This window comes from Bradyrhizobium sp. WSM2254 (genome assembly GCF_000472645.1).
GTDB classification, from domain to species: Bacteria; Pseudomonadota; Alphaproteobacteria; order Rhizobiales; family Xanthobacteraceae; genus Bradyrhizobium; species Bradyrhizobium niftali.
On sequence record NZ_AXAB01000095.1, the window covers coordinates 1 to 2531 of the forward strand.

The window sequence follows — 2531 nt, forward strand, 5'->3', positions numbered from 1 at the left end:
GTAAGCATCCGGTGAAGGCCGTAGCGGTCACTCAGGCTGCCTGATCGACTTGCTTGTTTCGGTCGCGCCAATTCCACGGAAGCAGTTCGTCGAGCCGGTGAACCGGGTGCTCGGCAATGCGCGCCAGAAGGTCGGCGAGCCAGGCTTGCGGATCGATATCGTTCATCTTGGCGGTGACGATCAGGCTGTACATCACCGCGGCCCGCTCGCCGCCACGATCAGAGCCGCAGAACAACCAGGATTTTCTCCCCAGGGCGATACCGCGCACGCCGCGCTCGGCGGCATTGTTGGAGAGGCAGATGCGGCCATCGCCGAGGAAGCGCGTGAACGCGGCCCAGCGCTTGAGCATGTAGTCCATGGCTTTGGCGACGTCGTTGCCGCGCGAGAGCTTGGCGCGCTGCTCCCGCATCCAGGCCTCCAGATTGGCGACCAGCGGCGCGCTGAGCTCCTGTCGAACGGCCCTGCGCCTTTCGGGCGTCTCGCCGTTGATCGCCCTCTCGATCTCGAACAACTCATCGATCCGGCGGACCGCCTCCAGCGCTAAGGGCGAGATCACTGTCGGCTTCTTGCCTTGCGCCTTGCGACGGGCGTTCTCGGCCAGATCCGCCATCACGAAGAACGGACGCCGGGCATGGACCCAACAGGCGGCTTCCAGGATTTGGCCAGGCGCGCGGGCCGGCTCGTAGAGCTTGCGATAGCCGTCATAGGCGTCAGCCTGGAAGATCCCGGCGTAGTTGGCCAAGTGAGCCTGGGGATGCTTGCCGGCCCGGTCGCGCGAGTAATAAAACACCGCTCCCGGCGGCGCCGGCCCGCCAAACGGCTTGTCGTCGCGTACATAGACCCAGATCCGGCCGGTGTCGGTCTTGCCCTTGGCCAGAACCGGCACCGTGGTGTCGTCGCCATGCAATCGCTCGGCGCTCAGGACGTAGGCCTCGAGGCGCTTGAACAAAGGCATCAGCGCCGCCGTGCAGCTGCCGACCTGGTCGGCCAGGGTCGACAAACTGATCGGTACGCCCTCCTTGGCGTAACGCTCGGCCTGCCGATTGAGCGGCTGATGTTGGCCAAACTTCTCGAACAGCACCATCGCCAGCAGGCTGGGCCCGGCCCAGCCCCTGGCGATCACGTGGAACGGCGCCGGCGCCTGGCTGATCTTCTCGCAGTCCCGGCAAGTGAACTTCTCCCGAACGTGCTGGATCACTTTCCAGGATTTCGGGATCACCTCCAGCGTCTCGGCAATGTCCTCGCCGAGCTTGGAGAGCCGTGCGCCGCCACAGCAGGCGCAAGCCGTCGGTCCTGGTATGATCACGCGTTCGCGGGGCAGATGATCCGGGAACGGCTTGCGGGACGGCCGCTTGCGCGTGAACGACGCCACCTTCGTGGTTTTGGCCGCCGCCATTTCGGCGGCAAGTTCGTCCTCGGTCGCCGAGCTCTCCAGTTCCTCCAGCGTCAACTCGAGCTGATCCAAAAGCCGCGCGGTGCGCTCCGAGCGCGGGCCATAGCGATCACGGTTCAGCTTCTCGATCTGCAGCTTCAGATGGGCGATCAGCGCCTGGTCATCGGATTGTTGAGCCCGGGCGGCGGCAGCCTCCGCGCGAGCGACAATCAAGGCCGCTTTCAACGCTTCGACGTCGTCTGGTAGAGGTTCAAGGCGGCCTTCCATGACGCCGATGGAATCACAAAATCAGCGATTTGCGGCGGCTTTCTTCTGCTGCTCAGAGCATTTTTTTGCCTATCCGGCGCTCTGCGGCCGCCAGGTATGCTGAGGATTTCTCCAGTCGATCGCTTCAAGCAAGTAGCTCATCTGGGCCGCGCTCAGCGCCACCACGCCATCCACCGTCGTCGGCCACACGAAGCGACCGCGGTCCAGCCGCTTGGCGTACAGCGATAAGCCGATCCCGTCATGCCACAGGGCTTTAATTAACGAACCCGCGCGACCGCGGAACACGAAGACGTCGCCCGCAAACGGATCGCGGCCGAGGCCTTCCTGCACTAGCAATGCCAGACCCTGCATGCCCTTGCGCATATCGGTATGGCCGGTGGCGATCCAGATCCGCACGCCTGCAGCAACCGGAATCATCGACGCTCCAGGACCCGAAGCACCCGTTCCAGGGCGGCCGCGTCAACGCCGGCATCGACGATAACACGGCGGTCCTTCCCGATTTCGATTACCATGTGCCCGCTCGCTGGCGCGCTGGCGTCCGCTGCCACTGTCTCGGCAGCAGCAACCATCGCCCGCACGAAGCTGGTCTGTTTTACGTCAGGGCCAGCTGGTTCAGGGCGGAACGAACGCCGCCACGTCATCAACAATGAGCGCGATATCCCGTGACGCCTCGCCGTCGATGATATCGCTCGCGGTGCCTCCAAACTCTCCAACACGATCCGAAGCTTCTCGTCATCAGACCAGCGCCGCCGTCGGCCCGTCTCGACAACCTCTAACCGTTCGATCTGAGTACTGCGCTTATGGCCGTCCATAAGGACTGTTACAGCGCAATCGACCTAACCCAACAAGACGGCCCACACCGGAGGGAGAC

Annotated in this window: 3 protein-coding genes; all 3 read right to left on the minus strand. The window is 63.9% G+C overall.

Annotation, left to right across the window (positions count from 1 at the left end):
* Positions 1-31: 31 nt before the first annotated feature.
* Positions 32-1660, minus strand: coding sequence for an IS66 family transposase (locus A3M7_RS0137610; RefSeq protein WP_027548487.1), 1629 nt, complete (start codon positions 1658-1660; stop codon positions 32-34).
* Between the two features lie 69 nt (positions 1661-1729).
* Complete coding sequence (gene tnpB, locus A3M7_RS0137615; RefSeq protein WP_027548488.1) at positions 1730-2077, minus strand: IS66 family insertion sequence element accessory protein TnpB; 348 nt, start codon at positions 2075-2077, stop codon at positions 1730-1732.
* Entirely contained in the window at positions 2074-2472 is a 399-nt protein-coding gene (locus tag A3M7_RS0137620; RefSeq protein ID WP_027548489.1) for a transposase, read from the minus strand. Before A3M7_RS0137620 ends, tnpB begins: the two co-directional genes overlap by 4 nt.
* Between the last annotated feature and the right edge of the window lie 59 nt (positions 2473-2531).